19 protein-coding genes are annotated in these 16,054 nt (G+C 56.1%); 11 read left to right on the plus strand and 8 right to left on the minus strand.

Annotation, left to right across the window (positions count from 1 at the left end; genetic code table 11):
- Positions 1 to 94 precede the first annotated feature (94 nt).
- From DNI29_RS21820 to DNI29_RS24620, 5 genes are all read left to right on the plus strand, one after another.
- Positions 95 to 949 (plus strand): hypothetical protein, encoded by an 855-nt coding sequence (locus tag DNI29_RS21820; protein ID WP_123823373.1) that lies wholly within the window; start codon positions 95 to 97, stop codon positions 947 to 949.
- A gap of 495 nt (positions 950 to 1,444) precedes the next feature.
- A complete protein-coding gene (locus DNI29_RS21825) occupies positions 1,445 to 1,888 on the plus strand; it encodes a hypothetical protein (protein ID WP_110980271.1) in 444 nt (147 codons plus the stop codon).
- A 322-nt stretch (positions 1,889 to 2,210) separates the two neighbouring features.
- Positions 2,211 to 3,131, plus strand: a complete 921-nt coding sequence (locus tag DNI29_RS21830; RefSeq protein ID WP_262510239.1) for an IS4 family transposase — start codon at positions 2,211 to 2,213, stop codon at positions 3,129 to 3,131.
- A gap of 118 nt (positions 3,132 to 3,249) precedes the next feature.
- Positions 3,250 to 3,429 carry a hypothetical protein gene (locus DNI29_RS21835; RefSeq protein WP_162303704.1) on the plus strand — a complete coding sequence of 60 codons (180 nt, stop codon included), beginning with the start codon at positions 3,250 to 3,252 and terminating at the stop codon, positions 3,427 to 3,429.
- A gap of 1,328 nt (positions 3,430 to 4,757) precedes the next feature.
- A complete protein-coding gene (locus DNI29_RS24620; protein ID WP_162303705.1) occupies positions 4,758 to 4,895 on the plus strand; it encodes a hypothetical protein in 138 nt (45 codons plus the stop codon).
- A 48-nt stretch (positions 4,896 to 4,943) separates the two neighbouring features.
- On the opposite strand, the gene DNI29_RS21850 is transcribed toward DNI29_RS24620, so the two are convergent.
- A complete protein-coding gene (locus tag DNI29_RS21850; RefSeq protein WP_110980276.1) occupies positions 4,944 to 5,294 on the minus strand; it encodes a hypothetical protein in 351 nt (116 codons plus the stop codon).
- A 478-nt stretch (positions 5,295 to 5,772) separates the two neighbouring features.
- On the opposite strand from DNI29_RS21850, the gene DNI29_RS21855 reads away from it, so the two are divergent.
- Positions 5,773 to 5,994 carry a hypothetical protein gene (locus tag DNI29_RS21855; protein WP_110980277.1) on the plus strand — a complete coding sequence of 74 codons (222 nt, stop codon included), beginning with the start codon at positions 5,773 to 5,775 and terminating at the stop codon, positions 5,992 to 5,994.
- A gap of 66 nt (positions 5,995 to 6,060) precedes the next feature.
- On the opposite strand, the gene DNI29_RS21860 is transcribed toward DNI29_RS21855, so the two are convergent.
- From DNI29_RS21860 to DNI29_RS21870, 3 genes are all read right to left on the minus strand, one after another.
- Positions 6,061 to 6,882 carry a DUF3667 domain-containing protein gene (locus DNI29_RS21860; protein WP_110980278.1) on the minus strand — a complete coding sequence of 274 codons (822 nt, stop codon included), beginning with the start codon at positions 6,880 to 6,882 and terminating at the stop codon, positions 6,061 to 6,063.
- 157 nt (positions 6,883 to 7,039) lie between these two features.
- Positions 7,040 to 7,399, minus strand: a complete 360-nt coding sequence (locus DNI29_RS21865) for a putative immunity protein (RefSeq protein WP_110980279.1) — start codon at positions 7,397 to 7,399, stop codon at positions 7,040 to 7,042.
- Positions 7,400 to 7,548: 149 nt separating this feature from the next.
- A complete protein-coding gene (locus DNI29_RS21870; protein ID WP_110980280.1) occupies positions 7,549 to 7,731 on the minus strand; it encodes a hypothetical protein in 183 nt (60 codons plus the stop codon).
- 249 nt (positions 7,732 to 7,980) lie between these two features.
- On the opposite strand from DNI29_RS21870, the gene DNI29_RS21875 reads away from it, so the two are divergent.
- The 4 genes from DNI29_RS21875 to DNI29_RS21890 all read left to right on the plus strand — a co-directional run bounded on the left by DNI29_RS21875 (position 7,981) and on the right by DNI29_RS21890 (position 10,810).
- Positions 7,981 to 8,328, plus strand: coding sequence for a hypothetical protein (locus DNI29_RS21875; RefSeq protein ID WP_123823374.1), 348 nt, complete (start codon positions 7,981 to 7,983; stop codon positions 8,326 to 8,328).
- A 430-nt stretch (positions 8,329 to 8,758) separates the two neighbouring features.
- Positions 8,759 to 9,535 carry an SDR family oxidoreductase gene (locus DNI29_RS21880; protein WP_110980282.1) on the plus strand — a complete coding sequence of 259 codons (777 nt, stop codon included), beginning with the start codon at positions 8,759 to 8,761 and terminating at the stop codon, positions 9,533 to 9,535.
- 38 nt (positions 9,536 to 9,573) lie between these two features.
- Positions 9,574 to 9,885 carry a hypothetical protein gene (locus DNI29_RS21885; protein WP_238388182.1) on the plus strand — a complete coding sequence of 104 codons (312 nt, stop codon included), beginning with the start codon at positions 9,574 to 9,576 and terminating at the stop codon, positions 9,883 to 9,885.
- Positions 9,886 to 9,898: 13 nt separating this feature from the next.
- Entirely contained in the window at positions 9,899 to 10,810 is a 912-nt protein-coding gene (locus DNI29_RS21890) for a helix-turn-helix domain-containing protein (RefSeq protein WP_110980284.1), read from the plus strand.
- Between the two features lie 187 nt (positions 10,811 to 10,997).
- Here the strand turns inward: DNI29_RS21890 and DNI29_RS21895 are convergent, their stop codons facing one another.
- From DNI29_RS21895 to DNI29_RS21910, 3 genes are all read right to left on the minus strand, one after another.
- Positions 10,998 to 11,516, minus strand: a complete 519-nt coding sequence (locus DNI29_RS21895) for a hypothetical protein (protein WP_110980285.1) — start codon at positions 11,514 to 11,516, stop codon at positions 10,998 to 11,000.
- An 804-nt stretch (positions 11,517 to 12,320) separates the two neighbouring features.
- A complete protein-coding gene (locus tag DNI29_RS21905; RefSeq protein ID WP_110980287.1) occupies positions 12,321 to 13,058 on the minus strand; it encodes an SDR family oxidoreductase in 738 nt (245 codons plus the stop codon).
- Between the two features lie 78 nt (positions 13,059 to 13,136).
- Entirely contained in the window at positions 13,137 to 14,036 is a 900-nt protein-coding gene (locus tag DNI29_RS21910; RefSeq protein ID WP_110980288.1) for a helix-turn-helix domain-containing protein, read from the minus strand.
- 28 nt (positions 14,037 to 14,064) lie between these two features.
- Between DNI29_RS21910 and mobV the strand changes: the two genes are divergently transcribed.
- Positions 14,065 to 14,661 (plus strand): MobV family relaxase, encoded by a 597-nt coding sequence (gene mobV / locus DNI29_RS21915; protein WP_110980289.1) that lies wholly within the window; start codon positions 14,065 to 14,067, stop codon positions 14,659 to 14,661.
- A gap of 109 nt (positions 14,662 to 14,770) precedes the next feature.
- Here the strand turns inward: mobV and DNI29_RS21920 are convergent, their stop codons facing one another.
- The gene (locus DNI29_RS21920) at positions 14,771 to 15,583 is read right to left on the minus strand and encodes a transglutaminase-like domain-containing protein (RefSeq protein ID WP_162303706.1); all 813 of its coding nucleotides are present in this window, start codon (positions 15,581 to 15,583) and stop codon (positions 14,771 to 14,773) included.
- Between the last annotated feature and the right edge of the window lie 471 nt (positions 15,584 to 16,054).

Genomic DNA, 16,054 nt, shown 5'->3' on the forward strand with positions numbered 1-16,054 from the left:
CTCTTGCCCTCCATTGGGCGTCATACCCGCCTTTCGGTGGACGCTAGTCTTTTTCTCACGCTACCTGATGGGCACTTTCGCCTACTTCTTTCCCTTGAAAACTCCCTCTTTGGTCCTGGCGGCCACTCTTCTCTTGAGCGCCTGTCAGCCGACCGCTCACCTGTCTTCTCGACGAGCTCCTTCCATGGGTGGGCCCACTCTAAGCGCTGCTGACGAGCGGCTGGCGGATTCATTGCTCACCCTGGCCCTGGACAATGAAGCGTTGTATACCCTACTGGGTGATTTAAAGCCCATGAGCAGCGTTACCACCTTGTACCTGCCGGTGGCGCGTCCCGATTCGGTGCCCGCTACCCGCCACCGGGCCTTCGACGCCACCCAGCAGCAAGCTGCATTGGCTCGTTTGGCCCGGTATCAGCGAGCCGTCGACGCTTTGCACTTTCCGGATCTAAGTTTTGTGCTGTTGCCGTTCCGGATGGCGGATCACGGCAAACGCGCCATGCAAATTAACGTGTACCGGCATTCAGGGGTGCGGAAGATGATTGCTGCCAACCAGGAATTCTTTGGGCAGTGGGGATTTGCGCCGGAGGTGGCGCCTAGCGTGCTCTTAGCGACTATCGAATATGAAGAGCGACCTTTACGCTACCGGGCGTATGGCTATCTTTTCGGTTATCCCCGAGCCGCTGTAGACTTCTTCGTGATGGCGGGAGAGCAGCAACAACCGGGGAAAGGGATAGTACCTCGGCGCTTCTTTCAAATACCGGTGCATTCGGCTCGGGAAGGCCACTTTGTGTACGCTCTACCCAAAGACCAGTCTCCTTCTGATGCCGACTCGGCACTCTACCACCGAGCAGTACCCGTACTGGAGCGTTACCGCCAGCTGCGCCCTCGCTACCAACGTGCTGATGGCAGCCTGCGTGCACGGGAGCTGCTGTTGGACGCTAGTCGCTGAGTAATCCGATAGCGCTTTCACGGCCTCGCGCAGGAGGACCCACATAAAAGGAAGTATACTTCTGTATGTGGGTCCTCCTGCGCGAGATCTTTGTTTACCATTCTAGCAGATAATTCCATAGTTAGTGTCTCCTCCACACAGTTCCGCACCGCCGGGGAGGGGGGCTTGCATTATGCCCGACAAGTGGCCAAAACAAAGAATAAAAGGCAGAAGTAGCGTAGTCGTTTCATTCCTCCAAGGTAAGACAGGCCTCGAATAGGAAGGGCTCACGGCCGATCAGTACGCCAAGTATGAGCAGCGCCAGGACCGGGGCCAAGGCCAGCGCACCGCTCGACCCGGCAAGAAAATGAGCAAGGCCAGCTAAGTAATCAAACTCTTTTACAGCAACAAAAAGCTCCGATCATCCAGCCGGGGCTGATTTACCACTCGCCCTACACCAAGAGGGTGAGTATGTTCGTTACAGCTACCTACCTTATCCTTCTTCCCTGACGAGATATGAAACCAGTCCTATGCTCGCTGCTAGTAACCAGCTTGGCTGCTACCAGCACCTATGCCCAGCTCTCGGCACCCATTAAGGAGCCAGCAACCGTGCATTTCTATCAGAATCGTATCTATGGCTTTCTCTATCCTAAGCTGCGGGTGTATGCCGACGGGAAACTGGTCTGCAAGCTGGGGCGCAACAGTCACGGTCAGGTAAGCCTCCCGGCGGGTACTACTACCTTCACGGCGCGAATTCCCGTCTTCACTCCGGGCAAGCCGGTTCCATTGGCGCTGCCCCTGGAGTCGGGCAAGGAGTATTATTTGGAGGGCGGATTTGCCACGGAGAGCGTCATTCCGGGGCTCTCGTACGGCTTGACCGAGGTGGTGGCCAACGCCAGTAAGCGGGCACAAATCGCCCAAGCTAAACCAGCGTTAGTTGTGGTGAGCACTGCTCCCTAGAAGCCTTACTCCACTAAGAAAAGCCCCGACCATCCGGCCTTGTCCTTACCCAAATCCTACGCAGAAAGCGCTGGCCCCTAAGCCGGCGCTTTTTCTGGGTTGTGCGTTTGGGTATCACGAGCCTCTCCCATCAGTTTTGTGACGCCCAGCAGTGGGCACAGACGCAGTTTGGCACCGTGCAATTGGGCGATGTACGTCGCCGACGTCGGTCTGTACGCTGGTAGCCGGCTGGGTACGGCAGCCTGGGGCGAGTATTCCGCAGTTGGGCGCGGGCGTGGCCTACGCCAGCAAAGCCGCGTATTAGCTGTTAGGCCAGCCTGGGATAACACCTGATGTCCTTCAGGCCCCACATCGGCAAGACGTTACCGAGCAGTTGCAGCAGCCAGGTACCTATTTGCTGGTAGAAGACACGACCCAGCTACGCTGGTCTTACTCGACCCGCCCACGCCCCGGCCTGGGGCCGGTAGCCGCCACCAAAAACGCCGAGCAGGGCGTCCTGCTACACTCGCTGGTGGCTGCCCGCTGGCCGGGAAGTCCAGATAGCTTATCGGCTCCGCGTCCGGCCGTAGCGCTGCTCGGGCTCCTCGACCAGCAGTACTATGTGCGCCAGCCGGTGCCCGCAGCCGAGCGGGCGCATCCTCACGGCGGCAGCCGGCCCCGGCAGGGCCGGCCCCGTGAATCTGGTTTGTGGACCCAGAGCCTGCGCCACGTAGGCACCCCGCCCCCGGGCAGCCGCTGGGTGGTGGTCGCCGACCGCGGGGCCGACATCTACGAGCACCTATTAACCTGCCAGCAGCATGGCCTAGGCTTCGTGGTGCGCGCCTGCCAGGACCGAGGCTTGGTGAGTACCCACCAGAGCGTGTTCACGGTCGCCCGCAGCCAGCCCAGTGCGGGGCAGTTTCGGTTGCCCATCCGCTCTCGCCCGGACCGGCCAACTCGGCGAGTGACGCTACAGGTCAGTTTCAGCCCATTACTCGCGTTGCGCGCCCCGCAGCGCCCAGGGGCCAGTACTGGTAAAGGTCAGCCCGTAGCAGTCAGCGTCGTGCGGGTATGGGAAGCAGATAGCGATTTGGAGTGGCTGCTTCTCTGTGATGGAGTAGTGGATAGCTTCATCCAGGCGCGCGAACGGGCGTGGCAATACGCCACGCGCTGGCTCATAGAAGACTTTCACAAAGCACTGAAGACGGGACTCGGAGCCGAGCGGTTGCAGCTACACACCGCCATCGCCTGTTCGCGGCGGTAGCTCTGCTCAGCGTTATTGCTCTTGCTTTGGTGGATGGGCGGGACAGAGTCGACTAAACCCGGATTTACCTGCTGAGGCGGCCGGCCTGGAGACCACGGCCTTGCGGGTGCTGTGCACCGTGAGCCGGCGACCCGTGCGCACTGTGCGCGAGGTCAACAATGCCCTGGCGGCATTAGGCGGTCATCTGGGCCGCGCCAGCGACGGGCGACCTGGCTGGCAAACCTTGTGGCGTGGTTTCGTTTATCTGCGCCAACTCGTTGCCGGCGTACAGTTAGCCTCCCATCTGCGAGACGGGTAATCTTTGTAAGACGGCCCAGCTACTAGCTTGTCCGCTTCGAAGCTGTTGTAGGTCTTAGCTGGTGACTGCGGGCACTTCGTGTTATTTAAGACGGGGACATTACTCCTCTGATTTTGGGGTGACGGCGTAGACCAGGCTGGCTACCATCAAGGGAATACATAGAAAAAAGAAAAAAAAATAATCCCCAAAGGGATGCCCTTCCCATGAATAGGTATCAGGCCACGTATGGAACCCAATGTAAACCAGTAATAAAGCGAGGCCCACTCCCAATGGTTTTAACTCAGAGGTGCGCCGGTTATGCAAAAGAAAGAAGAGGGCGAGTGCGTACAGGCAAATAACTATTGCTGTCTTGAACAAGCCTATTATACCCGAGAAGTAATCCTCGGAAAGCAATAGGATAAGATACATGTGATGCGTCGTAGAAATTGTTAAAATGAGCAATAGTCACTCAAAGTACTGTGATTTTAAATTTTTAGAAGGCCGCTAATAGTACTAAAAAAAGCGTTCCAGCCATAAGCCGGAACGCTTTAGAGATTTGGGTAAGGACAAGCCATCCGGCCGGGGCTTTTTCGTATCGTTGTGGCAAGGCACCGTCCCCTGCTGTACAACTCACCCACTCATGCCGTCGCTATCCTCACAGCCATCTCCCCCTGCAGCTCCACCCAAACACATGAGTAGTCTGCTGAGCAGCCTGCTGCTGTTCATCCTCTGCTTTCTGGGTAGTTGCGGGGTGGTAGCAGCCATCCTTTTCCTAGAAATAAGCACCTTCACATAAAGCAATGAAGGCCTTGCTGCAAGCACGTATCACCTGCTCTTCTTTTCTCTTCTCCTGGGCTTCTGTGGGATAATACTTGCCTGCTGCTACAAGCGCTTTTGGCATGCCCTGGCCGTGCTGCTTGGCTTGCTCCCCGTCGAACTGGTCGCGCTATTTGTCTACGGCCTGACCAGTGGAGACGCTGATCCCCAACAAACGCCCCTGAAGCACACCCAGGCCGTGGCCAGGGTCCGCCAGCAAGCGATGGCCCGGCAAGAAGCCATCATGCGCTCTCATCCGTACACCGGGCGAGACACCATCGTGCCCTACTATAAATGTCTAGTCTGACAGGGCAGCCCCAGTATCACCCGAAACGAAGCGAATCGTACGTAGAATTGGCCCAGTTGCTAAGTCACCATGCTACTTCCTCCTAAGACCCGATGGAACAGCCTCCGGATACCATTCCGGTCAGCTTCACGGTGGGGCCCTACGGAGGCATTTATCAGGAACTGAACCCGGATTCAACAGGACCCGCGCCGGGGTAGCTGCACAGCGCTGCTTTCCGCAGTGGAGCATGGCCTTTACCGAGCCTTCGCCCCTGGAATGTTACTGGCTCATCCATCAGATGCAGGCCCACCCCAGACTGCAGGAGGCCACGCAGGAACTCATTGCCAACCCCTTGGTGCTGACGTTACTAACTACTTCTCGCTAGGCGGAGCGTCCCGCGACGTAAGGGGAACGAACCCGGCGCTGAGAATCTTTACCGGGGTAGGCGGGGGCGGCGCTTTCGCTCGGGACTGGGTTGTGCCGCTACGCTGGCCGGAGCCTGTGGTGGAGGCAGGGGAGCCGGGTCGGATAATGGGGTGTCCTCTTCCTCGTGCAGGCGGCTGTCCATGAGGCGGGCGAGCGCGTCCGACTCGGAGGAGCTGTCTTTGGCAGAAGGCAACCGCGCAGGGCGTTGCTGATTGGCGCGCCAGCGCAGGAGGCTGTCGGCCAGATCCTCCACGGCATTCGCGACCCCCTTGGGAAGCGCACCGGAAGGCGTAGCGGGTAGGAGGGGAGCCAGGGCAGCCGTGAGCTCGGTGACGAGGGCTTGTTTAAGAGGTTTCACCTGCCTACGTACTCACGAAGACGGAAGAGGTTACAGCGTAACCAAAAGCCCATCTTACCGGGGTTGCTGTTTCTGCATTCTGAATGCAGTTTTCAGGCCGTATCAGGTACTTCCCGTCTCACCCATATAGCTCGACACTCCGGCCGTGCCCTGTCACTTTCCGGCAGCTGCCAGGGGCTGCCTCAGTGCTATCTGATGCCGAGAAGTTGGTACAGGAACCTCTTACGCCAGTATAGAAGCGAAAAGCCCCGGCGGGAAATGGTCGGGGCTTTCCAGATCAGGGGGGACTCTCAGTTATGGGGTAAGGGGTGTGTAGGGCACAAAGATACATCACATCAAAGGCCTTGACAGCTCCCACTGTCAAGGCCCGCCTGATTGGTAGATGGGGAAATCTACCTAACCTACGATTCCAATACTCCTACTGGATTACCTCATCCTTTACTCATGTCCTCCTTCAAGAGTTGACGAATTATGGTCTGTGAATTTTACGGACCATACATGGTATGACCCGTGGGCGACGGAGCAGCAGAGTCAGCAGATAGACCGGCTCGATAGCGTCTTGACGGAGTTGACGCGGCGGAATGCTTGGGAGTACGAAGCCCTAGGCCGGCAAACGACGCAGGAAATTGCGCCCATATCAGAGGATACCCGGTTCCTAAACCAGGTGCGGGAGTTAATTCGGTTTGTGCGCGAGGCTTGACCTACTCGCCTCGGCTTCAAAATCATCTATGACCGTCCTGCACCACGTGAAGGCCCAATGAGCACCCTATCCTCCCATTACGTAGAGCCGGAACGCAACGTAATTAATGCCCGCACCGCATGCCGCTCCCAGCAACACAATCACGGCGGCTCGCCACAGACTTCCCGCTGTGCTCAGCCCCAGTGCCCGGCGGCCGATTAGAGTCAGGTAGCTAAACATGACTATCACTTGCAGCAGGGCCGCCAGATTGCTGGTGCCTGAAAAGGGGCCCATGAACAGCACTAGTCCCAATAGCACCACTACCCAGAAGATATGAAAGGCGGCGCCAACGACCACGAATACCAGAAACGCCTCGGCATAATTCACCCGGCGCCGGCCGTACATGCCCCACGCAATCAGTGAATAGATAGGTAGTAGCAACAACAGCCACCACAGGTTTTGATATTTGCCTACGAAGTGAAAGTACGACTCCACCCGTACCAACTGCGCAGCCGTTACGCTACTTTGCAGCCGCTGCTGTAGACTATGGCCGGTCGCTTCGTAGTAATGCCCGACGGTGGTGAGCAGAGTCGCGGCCCCCACGGCAAGCAGCAGAAATTGGAAGGGGTTGAAGTAGCGTTTGCGTCGACCAGCTAAGTAGTCGGCCACGACTTGGCCAGGATATAAAAGAACTTGCCCGATGTAGGCGAAAATGCTTTTGTCTGTGTGGGTAAAGATGTGCAGCAGTTCGTGTAGCACATGCCCAACCGAAAGCCGGTGCGGCCGCTGCTGACCACAGTGCGAGCAATATAACCCCTGAGCCATCACATGACCACAGTTTAAGCAATCGACGTCTTGGGTAACTGCGTGGGGCGCATCAGCAGCCGGAACTGCTACGACAGATTCCATGATACAAGGGAGCTAAGTGGCACGGCCGAGAAGCGGACTGCCGGCAGCCAGCAAATAACTAAAAAATGATCAAGGTCCTCGTTATGAAGTGGTAAACATCGTAGGTAGAATCTCCCAGATTACAGACACAGGTAGGGTGTGGTGGCCCAGGTAAAGCTTATCCGGCCAACGTGAGTGCTTTAGCTGCGTAGGTAGCGACATGAGGAGCGTGCGTGTACATATGCGCTACTGCAGCAGCTTGGCCCGCCGCGCGGGCGGCGGCCACTGCGGCGGGCTGTTGGGCAGCCCGGGCCGCCGCATGAGCGGCAAATGCTGCCTGTCGACAGTCCATCATGCTTACCTGACCCTGCACCCACGCCCGCAACGTGGCCAAGGCGTGGCGAGGGCGAATATCGTCGGTGTAGGCCAGCTCAAACAAGGGTAACACCCGTTCTGCGCAGGCAGCGGCCTCTAGTGCCAGTGCGTGGTGCACCGGTAAGGCAGGGTTGGCGAACGGTTGTTTGGAAGCGTGACTCATTTGGAAAAGCAAGGTAGAAAGCCTTCTTTAGCAAGAAGCTCCCCCAAAAGGACAAGCTTGTGGCCGTAGTATGGAATAGCCACAAACGAAAAGCCCCAGCCGGATGGTCGGGGCTTTTGCTATTTACCAGAACGCGAGTTGCGCTTCTTCTACGGGGCATTCGCGACGCCTTCGCGTAGTTGAATAGTGCTAGCCGGCCGGGCCAGCAACTCCTCGTGTTCCGCGCGGCTCTCATAGTAACCTGTTTCGAAGAGGTAGGGATCAACGTAGTTGGGTTCTGTGACAGGCTTCCGGAGGAGAGCTCGGTCCTTATCCTTCGTTGTGAAGGGCATGGAACCTAACGAAATAAGGCAACCGTATACTTGGGCGAAACTGTTCAGCTATACGCTTCTATGTTGTATCCCGCCTACCTGACTCTGTCCCCTCGTGCCCTGTTTCGTACTTTTCTGTGGAACAGCGTGTGCATAGGGGGGTTATCAGCCTGTGATAGCCATCCTGCTACACAGCAGCGACCGGCCAATTCGGCTTCCTCACTTGATACGATCACCGCGATTCCTTCCCCATCATCTGGCCCACTCATCTTGACTGGGCGTACGGTTCGCCTAAAGGCCTTTCCGACGGGACGCACGAATGGGGAAGTGCCCTTGTTCACGCTCTACCTATATCCGACGTCTCAGGCGGATAGCCTGCTGGTCGGGGAAGACACCGAGCCCTCCTTGTTAGAGCTGGACCAAGCTCCTCGCTTACAGATTCCCCTTTCAGCGGTTCTACTCTTCCAAACGTATCATGCCGGAGCCGGTTCGCAGTACTACGTCCGCGCAGACCAAGGCCCCGTCCGGGTGTATCGCCGCCGGCTGGAGGAGGCCACGCCTGACAATGAAGCAAGAACTCGACCAGCGTGGCAGATGGTGGCCCAACTGGACGAGTAAGCCCGCACGACCTCTACGATGGTCCTGCCTTATGCGAAGGCCTCAGGGATACCCGCGGCTTAGCGCCAGCCTTACTTGTGCTTAGTAATCTCGTCGAGCAGATTAACTACCATCAGGTAAGCGCTACCGCAAGCCCCTGCTGGCCACACTGAGCCAATAGCACAGACGGCCGCAGGGGCTGAGCGTAATCTTATTCCCTCCTTTAGCTGAACACTATGTTCAGCTAAAGGAGGGAATATTGTCAATCTGTTCCCGGATAAGACATCTGCGCTATACTGCGCGCGAAACCGCTGTTGAGCGCAACGATACCCAGACACGCTCGCAACGCGATTGATTGACAGGCGCGTCTTGGCTAAACCAAAAGTCGTTTTGGCTAACGCTGTTTTGGTAGGGTGCAGGACCTTTGCCTCACTACCTACAACAGCAACCCATGGAACTGAAAAACAGCACTATCCTCCTTACCGGAGGGACCAGCGGCATCGGCCTAGAATTGGTCAAACAACTTCTTGCGCAAGGAGCCACCGTTCTGGTGACGGGCCGTGACCTCGACGCATTACAGGAAACCAAACGGCGGTTTCCGGCTGTGCACCCCTTTCAAAGTGACGTGAGCAGCCCGGCCGCCATTGAGCAGCTTTACCAAGAGGTGACCCGGCAATTTCCCAGCCTTAATATCCTCATCAACAACGCCGGGCAGATGCGGTTGCTCGACTTGCAGGACCGTAGCCTGGCGTTGGCAGACCTCACCCGCGAAATAGCGACGAATCTTTCGGGCACTATCCAGATGGTGCACCAATTTTTGCCACACCTGCTTCAACAGCCGGCCGCGGCTATTGTCAATGTCTCTTCCGCTATCGCCTTTATGGCCTATTCTTCGGCCCCTATTTATAGCGCGAGCAAGGCCGGCGTACGGGCCTACACCCAAGCCTTACGGTTGCAACTAGAAGACACCCGCGTGAGAGTGTTTGAGTTGATCCCGCCCGGGGTCAAAACCAATCTGCAAAAAGACTGGGCCGTGCAACCTAACCCAAGCATGCTGATGGAGGCGGACAAACTGGTGGCCGTGGCGCTCAACGGTCTGCTAAATGATAAATCCGAGCTTCGGCCACCTCTAGTTGGTGTACTAAAACTAGCTAGCCGCCTCATGCCGCATTTGCTGCTCCAATTTGGCCACCGAGAATTCAAAAAAATTAAAGCCAGCGCGAATTGATCAAGGACCTGATTTCACTGGCACTACTGCTCGTTTCCGTGGGGCTAAGCTTCAAACACGGCTGGGATGCGTTTACTTCCCAAAACAACCCGCAAGCCCTGTACATGATGCGCGAGCTAGGTATTGGCGAGCTGCTGGTTCCTATCCTAGGTAGTTGGAGTGTTATTACGGGCATGCTGCTCCTACTGCCCAAAACCTTCTTGTGGGGAAACGTGCTGAATGCCTTGTCCATTATCGTTCTCATGGCGTTGGCAATTAGGGCCGGTAAACTGACCATTGTGTGGCTAGAAATACCCTTTTTAGTGCTGCCGTTGCTGCTGATTTGGCTTAAGTACCCTTTCCACCAGTAAGCGTAGGTACACCATGACACCTTTAACCCCTCATCGCATAAAATCCATCACCGAAATTCATCGGTTGCTGGGCTTTGCCAAGCCGCACCACCCTCTCATTGGCCTGGTCGATTTAGCAGAAGTACGATCGTACACGGGCGTCCATTCCGTGCTCTTTGAGCTATACGTGGTTATCCTCAAGAAAGGCTGTAATAAGCTGCGCTACGGGCAGCAGGCGTTTGATTTTGACGAAGGCGTGCTGGCCTTTATGGCGCCCGGGCAGATCCTGCACGGCGAAGAAAACGGGCTACCCGAGCAAGTAGAAGGCTGGATGCTCTTTATTCATCCAGACTTTTTGTGGAATACGAGTCTGGCCACCAAGCTCAAGCAGTATGAGTACTTTGAGTATGCCACCCACGAAGCCCTCTTCCTGTCCGATAAAGAACAAACGCTGATTCAGGGCATCGTGGGCACGATCAGAACGGAATACGAAGCCAACCTAGATAGTTTTAGCCAAAACATTATCGTTTCTCACCTAGAGACCTTGTTCAACTACGCCGAACGGTTTTACCAGCGGCAGTTTCTCACTCGGAAGAAAAGCAGCCATCAGGTGCTGGATCGATTAGAAAGCTTGCTGTCCGCGTATTTTAGCTCCGAGGACTTGCTGGCAAACGGGCTACCCACGGTGCATGACATTGCCGACCGCCTCAACGTGTCACCTAGCTATTTGCGCGGCTTGCTCAAATCGCTGACGGGGCAAAGTACCCAGCAGTTGATTCACGAAAAGCTGATCGAGCGAGCCAAAGCCGAGTTGACAACCACTACGTTAACGGTCAGCGAAATTGCCTACAAGCTAGGATTTGAACATCTGCCCTCGTTTAGTAAATTGTTTAAAGCCAAGACCAAGTTATCGCCTGTCGCGTTCAGGCAATCTTTTCAGTCGTAGGGCCGCCGATGAGGTTCCCTCGTTTCGCTGAACAACTAGGTTAGCTCAGGGCCAGTAAAGAGATACCTAGTCTCGTTGAACACTATGTTCAGCTAAAGGAGCATATGTCTTTAGGTGCTTGTGACTACGCGCGCGTCAGTACCCGTAGCGCGGCTTCCTTTCAAGGCGCATATTGCTCCATGAGGGTTTATGCGAACTGCTCCGAACCTGCTCCCAGCAGATCTCGGAGTGTTCGGACCGCTCCAGGCTCGGGCGCTTGGCTGCGGCATTCAAACGCTGTGTCTACGCGCAGCAGAAAGAGCACCGCCTCCAAAAAGGACGCGTCCTGGTAAGGCCATGAGACCACGTTATTGGTGTCTTGGAACAAGCAGTGGTAATCAAAGTAATACAAGGTGCGAAAGTCGGTACTTACGCAGAGATAGTCTTCGCGGAAGGAAGCAAATTGGAGCATGGGTTCCCAGCCGGGCGCTTCGAGGGGTTCGAACGCACTACTCCATTGGATGCCGGCAATGGAGAGTTGCGACACCGTGGTACCGGTCAGGAGCGTTTCCAATTGGTTGCGGCCGGGCTGGCCTGCCTTCACCACCTGCACGTCGAACTGCCGATCCACTTCACGTTCGTAGTCGACGTCGGTGTATCGCGCGCGCAGCTCTTCGGCCGTGGGCCGGCAGGCGGTGATCTGTTCAACAAACAGTTCTATTTCCATCAACGGCAAGGTAGGGACCGGTTTTCTACAAGCCAGCTCAAAAACACTCGCTTGGTTAAGGAAAACGGTGGTTTACATGCGGCTGCAATCTCGTACCAATACCCCGTTATAGGGGGATAGGCTGGACTTGCTATAATGGAACGAGTAGCACCTGTCCAAGCAGCCTTGTGTTACAAGCTTGATCGTTCCTCCTTAGCCTGTAACCTCCCAAATACTGGGAACATTGCCTCCCGCGCCGTAGGCCCTGCACTAGTAGCGGTACCGGTATCCATGTCAGTAACGGCCATTACCGGTGCACACCACGGCTTCTTGGCCTTCTACCGCTGCTCGCTTGCCCAGGAACAGGAGCCTGCTGCTACGTGCTCTTCCCCCTTAAAGCCTCTTTCCTGCCCGAAAGCACTCGGAAAGGAGCATCACCGGCTGGTTGCTTAATGAATTCAGCCAGGAAGTTTTTTTCGGCAAAACACCAAACTGTCCGCCTCGAAAACGTGACTTTGTCCGACTTCCATCACCCGCAGGCTCCCCGCCAGCAGATAGGACAAGCCGTGCAGGGCCACACACTGGTCGGCCTCCACGGGACGGCGTGCATACTGCGAGTAGATAATGCCAGACTGACCAAAGATGGGGGCAAGAACTGTGTTTTTATCCGTTTTCCCGGCTATAACTAACCTGACAAAGCTCGGAATTTACTGGCAGATGGTGGTTGCGTAGAAAGCTCAATGTTGGTTGCCTCACTAGCTTGTGCGGACTTTTATCATCTATCGAGCATATGACCACTCAGCAGGACGTAGGTTGCGCAGTAACTCAACTTTGGGCCGTCGGTCGCACCACCATGTCGCCTACGTCGACGTTGGAGGGCTGCTTGATGGCATAGGCTACAGCTTGAGCTATGGCCTCGGGCGGAATAGCAATCTGGTCGCGGCGGGTCAGAATCTGGTCTTTTATCTCTGGATTGGTCATGGCCTCCGCGAAGTCGGTGTGCACGAAGCCCGGCGACACGTTGGTCACGCGCAGCTGCGGGCCGGCTTCCTGGCGTAAGGCCTCGGCGATAGTGCGCACGGCATTTTTAGTGCCAGCGTACACGCCCATCGTCGGCACAATCTGCAAACCGGCCGTGGAGAGGATATTGACAAAGTGCCCACTGCCCTGGCGCCTGAACACCGGCAGCGCTGCCGCAATGCCGTAGAGCACGCCCTTCAGATTCACGTCAATCATCTGCTCCCACTCCTCCACGCGCAGATCGTCGAAAGGCGAAATCAGACCTATGCCAGCGTTGCTGACCAGCACATCCAGCTGCCCAAACCGCGCCAGCGCCAGGTCTACGAGGCCCACTAGGTCGGCGCGTTGGCTCACGTCGGCGCGGGCGCAGGCGGCCTGTCCGCCGGCCTGGGTTATTTGCGCAGCCAGCTCTTGTAGCTGCTCTATGCGCCGGCCCCCCAGGACCACTTTGGCTCCTTGTGCGGCCAGTAGCCGGGCCGTGGCTGCGCCAATTCCGCCACTGGCCCCCGTGATGATAATGACTTTGCCCGTGATGTTGTCCATGTGCCCGATGTAGTTGGTGAATGTGGGGCAAAGGTCGGGCCGATTGGGTAGGTAGAATTATGCCAATCAATCCAAAGCTTATGAATGTACAAGCGGCTGGCGGCGGTACTGCTGGGGTGGCTGCCCAACGTGGCGGCGGAAGAAGCTGTTGAAGTTGGAGGCGTGCCCAAAGCCCAACGCGTGGCCGATGTCGGTCACGCTCCAGTTGCTGTGACGCAGTAGTGCTTTGGCTTCCTCGGCCAGCCGCTCGGCGATGTGAGCGGTAGTAGAGCGGCCAGTAGTAGTCTGCACGGCCTTATTCAAATGGTTGGTGTGCACGGCCAGGTGCTGAGCAAACTCGTTGGCATTGCGCAGCACTACGGGCTGCTGGGGCGAGGCCAGTGGAAACTGCCGGTCAAGTAGTTCCAGAAACCGGGCGCTCAGCTGCGTGGCCGCTGTATGCCTAACAGCAGGCACGTTATCGGTCAGCTTGAGCGACTCGTGCAAGATGATTTGCAAATAGTTGCGTAATAGCTCGTATTTGTGCGCATAGGTTGATTGCAGCTCCACCAGCACCAGCTCAAACAAGCCGCGAAGCCGGGCCTCTGCCGCGGGTGGTAGAAACAGCACCGGCGTACCACCGGCCCGAAATAGGGGAGAGCCGGCTACGCTGGCTGTGCGCAGTTGCCCGGTGATAAACTCCTCGGTAAACAGGCAAGCAAACCCCGTTTCGGACCCACCTGTCCGCTCCCAGGCAAACGGAATCAGAGGATTAACAAAAACCAGCGCACAACCTTCAATCGGAACCTGCTTATCGGCGTAGCGTAACGTGCCCTGGGCCCCACACAAGAGCTTGATCTTGTAAAAGTCGTGCCGGACGAAGGGGAACTGCGCCGGCGTTGGCACCTCCTCAATGCGGTAAGCCGCCACCTGCCCGGCCTGCGGGAAGCCCCGCTCATAGCGCTGAAAATAGGTTGCAATAGTTTCCTTGGATTCCATTTCAAAAAGTTATGCAATTCAATCCGGTATGTTTGCCTGTAAATTACCGAAAAGGCTTAGCGTAATTTTATCCCCCCGCTACTATAAGAAGGCCACGGTGCGCAGCAACGCCGTGCTGGCGGTCGAGCACCTGATGACGTTCAGCCCCGATTTTTTGGACATTCATAAGGAACCCAGCCAGACGGACAAGCCGGCCCAACTGGTTTGCTCGCCCGAGGACGGGGCCAAGCTGGCCGGCTTCCGGGACCGGGCGATGGAGTGGCTGAGCGAACGCTACGGCAAGGAGAACGTCGTGAACGCCGTGCTGCACTTCGATGAGCAGACCCCGCACATCCACGCCACGGTCACGCCCATCGACCAGGCCGGCAAGCTCAATTGCCGGGCGATGCTCGGTGACCGGCAGAAGATGCGCGACATGCAGATTAGCTTAGCGGCCAAGCTGGCCCCGCTCGGGCTGCAGCGCGGGGTGGAGGGCAGCCAGGCCCAGTACCAGGAGGTGAAGCGCTTCTACGGGCTAGTGAAAGAGCTCAACCCGCAGTTAGAACAGGAAGCCCAGCGCCAGGTGGCCCAGCAGCGCATACGCCAGGCAGGGCAGCAGCATAGCCGCGGCGGGATAGGCAGGTAGGGGCCTTTACGTGCTATAAAGAGTGGTTCCAGCACGTAAAATCTAGTGGCTAGGTAGGTTGATCATCGACTCGACAATTCCCCCTGTTTGTTTAAAAAAAACACTCGCCTTAAGGCTTTTGCCAGAAGGTCGCTGCACTATTGGTAGGGTAAGTGGTGAGCGTAGTAGTGGTACTTTTTTTGGTCCTTACTGGCTGTTTTTGGGCGTTGACGGCTAGTGGTAGCAGTCGGATGTACTGAATCGTTTTGCCCGCACGGCGGGTTTCCAAATCGTATTGACTGCTTATCGGAGTTTCTAGATAATACAGGTTTTTCGCCATGTAGCTGTACAGGTAATCTTCTTTGGTCGTCGATTGCTTATAGTTCCAGTTGGCGGTTGGATTGAGCAATAAGGGTTTGTTCATAAGCAGGCGCTGGCGTACTTCTTCGATACTGAGTAAGCTGCCTTGCTCGTCCATCACATAGGCATCGTGCGTGGGATCCATCCACAGCCACTTATTTTGGGTAGGTGAATACACGGCGTTAATGACGTGGCTGTCGAAGTCGGCGGTGTCTTTGGGCAGGCAGCCGATAAACCGCGCTTTATAGCCCATCGAGAGGTAGACTTCATTGAGCACGGTAGCTAGGCCCCGGCAGTTCAGGCCGCGCTTCTCTCGTGCGCACACGGCCAGCAAATCCTGAGCATTGCGCGAAGCTGGGTTATTGATGTTCCCATTGTGGGGTACTCGATTATGGACCCAATGCATGAGGTTGATTATGCGGGAAACGTCGGTGCCCGCACCGGCAATGGAATCGAGTTTGTAGGTATTGCGCAGGGCTATTAAGTGCGGATCGTCAGCGCTTTGGTAGGGTGTTGTTAAACAAATAGGGCAAAACCTCCGAGCCCGTGGCCAATTGGCATAGTCGCTCGTGATAAGGTGCAAAAGAGGCGTAAGAGCATCGAAAAACGATAGCCTTACATGCTCCTTAATGCAATCGAAAGAAGCTAGTGAAAACGAACATTAAGGCTATGGCTTTGCCTAGGTTTCGAGTAACGTATTGGCCTTCAGAGCGCTAATCGCTGGAAATGCGTGGTTATGCCAACGAGTCGGAGGTTTCCCCCTATTTGTTTAACAACACCCCAATAACCAATTCAGATTAGTAAATATGGTTATCGGCTTCTTGGCTCTGGTTCGTTTCCACCCATAGTCGTTTGACAGAAAATGGATCGCTTGGTTACCTCGTTGATTTCATCCTGTGAGTAAAGCGCTCAACAGTGTCATTTCGACCTAGATTTAACAGCCTGAGCGATATCAGTTAGCTGCTATATAATGAAGAAAACCTCATTATATGGAGAGATGGCTGAGGATGTGGTGGCAAGTTGTAGCTGGTGGCTGTAACGTCGAGTGCAAGCA

Origin of the sequence: Hymenobacter sediminis, from assembly GCF_003231285.1 — a bacterium.
GTDB lineage: Bacteria > Bacteroidota > Bacteroidia > Cytophagales > Hymenobacteraceae > Hymenobacter > Hymenobacter sediminis.

Excerpts from the sequence above, each read along its gene's own strand:
- DNI29_RS21880 (WP_110980282.1), top strand. The coding sequence starts at position 8,759 with ATGGAACTGAAAAACAGCACTATCCTCCTTACCGGAGGGACCAGCGGC.
- DNI29_RS24620 (WP_162303705.1), top strand. The coding sequence starts at position 4,758 with ATGGCCTTTACCGAGCCTTCGCCCCTGGAATGTTACTGGCTCATCCAT.
- DNI29_RS21860 (WP_110980278.1), bottom strand. The coding sequence starts at position 6,882 with ATGGAATCTGTCGTAGCAGTTCCGGCTGCTGATGCGCCCCACGCAGTT.
- mobV (WP_110980289.1), top strand. The coding sequence starts at position 14,065 with ATGTTTGCCTGTAAATTACCGAAAAGGCTTAGCGTAATTTTATCCCCC.
- DNI29_RS21890 (WP_110980284.1), top strand. The coding sequence starts at position 9,899 with ATGACACCTTTAACCCCTCATCGCATAAAATCCATCACCGAAATTCAT.
- DNI29_RS21895 (WP_110980285.1), bottom strand. The coding sequence starts at position 11,516 with ATGGAAATAGAACTGTTTGTTGAACAGATCACCGCCTGCCGGCCCACG.
- DNI29_RS21910 (WP_110980288.1), bottom strand. The coding sequence starts at position 14,036 with ATGGAATCCAAGGAAACTATTGCAACCTATTTTCAGCGCTATGAGCGG.
- DNI29_RS21870 (WP_110980280.1), bottom strand. The coding sequence starts at position 7,731 with ATGCCCTTCACAACGAAGGATAAGGACCGAGCTCTCCTCCGGAAGCCT.
- DNI29_RS21825 (WP_110980271.1), top strand. The coding sequence starts at position 1,445 with ATGAAACCAGTCCTATGCTCGCTGCTAGTAACCAGCTTGGCTGCTACC.
- DNI29_RS21865 (WP_110980279.1), bottom strand. The coding sequence starts at position 7,399 with ATGAGTCACGCTTCCAAACAACCGTTCGCCAACCCTGCCTTACCGGTG.
- DNI29_RS21905 (WP_110980287.1), bottom strand. The coding sequence starts at position 13,058 with ATGGACAACATCACGGGCAAAGTCATTATCATCACGGGGGCCAGTGGC.